Here is a 1831-nt window from a genome sequence, read left to right as displayed (position 1 = left end):
GGGTGGGTGTTCGTGGCCGGGTGGTCGGCGGTTGCGGTGGGGCCGTGGCGGGAGGGTCGGCGTCGAGTGTGAATGATCCTCGTATCCGGTTGGGCCCCAAGTTGTCCGGTGCCGAACATGAAGACTCTCTCACTCGTACGGGTGATGCCATATCCGTCATCGTTCCGTAACATTGAGTAGTAGCACAGGCGATCTGAATCGGTCTGCTTGTTCGAATCTCGATGAGGGGGTGTGCGATGGCGGCGACCGGGACCCGCAGTACCAGGGCCGAAGCCCTCCGCACCGACCTCGACGACGCGGCGGCGCTGATGAACTCGGTCCATGCCCAGGTCTTGGGGCGGGTGATCGAGGCGCTGGACTGGAAGGTCCACCGCGACCTGGACGGGTTCGCCTCGCCGTTGGAGTGGCTGCGGACCGGGTTCGGATTCCACTTTAAGGTGGCCGCCGACATCGCCGTGGTCGCCAAGTGCGCCCGGAAGTTCGCGGTGCTGGCCGAGGCGGCGGCCGCCGAGCGGGCCCGGATCGATCTGGTCGCGGTCGCCGTCCGCCGCCTGGAGCGCACGAAGGCCCTGCGCGTCTACGCCCGGGTGCCCTACGGCGAGGCGGTCCCCTCCCCGTGGGGTGGCGACGTCACCTGCTCCACCCCTGAGCACTTGATTGCCGAGTACTGCGCTCATGCCACCCGGGCTGAGCTGATCGGCTACCTCGACCGGATCGAGGCCGCCCTCGATGCGGGCGAAGAGCTGCTGGACGGGCTCTCCGAGCAGTCGCTGCAGCGGGTCGATCTGGTGGAGCTGCCCAATGGCATGTGGTCGCTGGAGGGCCTGCTCGACGGCCAGACCGGGCGGCTGTTCGCGAAGCTGCTGGAGACGGCCGTGCCCCCGCCCCGGGCCGACGAGACCGACGAGGACGGGGTGCTCCCTCCGGCGGCCAACCGCCGGGCCGAGGCCCTCCACCAGATGATCGCCGCCTACGGGGCCGGTCCGGCCGCGCCGACCCGGCACGGCCACACCGCGACGCTGAATCTGACGGTCGACCTCGCCACCCTCCGGGGCGAGGACACCGGGCGGGTGCCGCTGATGGAGGGCCGACCGGTCTCGGTCGCCAAGGCGCGCCTGCTCGCGTGCGAGGCCGGGGTCGTCCCCATCGTGTTCGACTACACCACCGGTGAGGCGGTGGAGGTCGGGGCCTACCGGCGCCTGCCGGGCACGAGCCTCCGCAGGAAACTGGAGCTCGAGCAGCAGGCGGGTTGCGCTTGGGTCGGTTGCGGGCGGCCGGTCTCCTGGTGCGAGGCGCACCACCTCGTCGAATGGTGGCGGGGCGGGCCCACCACCGCCGACAACCTCATCCTGTTGTGCCGCTTCCATCACGGCCGGGTCCACACTCCTGGATGGAGTGTGACCAAGACCGGCCCGGGGCAGGCGCTGATCGTCCACCACGACCACCACGAACCCACCGACCCGGACCCCGGCGACTGCGGGTGCGCCGACCACCGCAGCGCCGAAGACCTCGAGGCCGAGTTCAGAGGGGATGTGGACGATGTCTTCCCCACCGGCCTGTTCCCGGCCGAGTGGGGGCCGGGACTGGCCGCAGACCTCCGCGACGCCGCCGCAGCCAGCACCGAGGCCGACTCGCCCGACCTGGTCCCGCCGCCGGGAGCCCGGTTCATCGACCTGGCCGAGGTCGAGTCGATCACCGGAACCGCACCCGAGACGGACTCTCCACCGGCCACCGATCCGCCCGCGATCACAGGCGAACTCCATTCAGCCGACGATTTCATTCCCTTTTTAGGCCGCCCGCCGCGGGCGACCGCGGCGGGGGTGAGCACAGA

The 1831-nt window shown here is 70.6% G+C and carries 1 protein-coding gene; it reads left to right on the top strand.

The window, feature by feature from the left end:
- Nucleotides 1–236 precede the first annotated feature (236 nt).
- Nucleotides 237–1831, top strand: a 1595-nt coding sequence (locus CUT39_RS18610; protein WP_157930828.1) for an HNH endonuclease signature motif containing protein, incomplete at its 3' end; no start/stop codon positions are given.

The organism is Glycomyces xiaoerkulensis, from assembly GCF_002798405.1.
In the GTDB taxonomy this organism is placed as follows: Bacteria; Actinomycetota; Actinomycetes; order Mycobacteriales; family Micromonosporaceae; genus Glycomyces; species Glycomyces xiaoerkulensis.
Note: the sequence above shows the minus strand (reverse complement) of the source record. Positions and strands in the feature narration are given on the sequence as shown.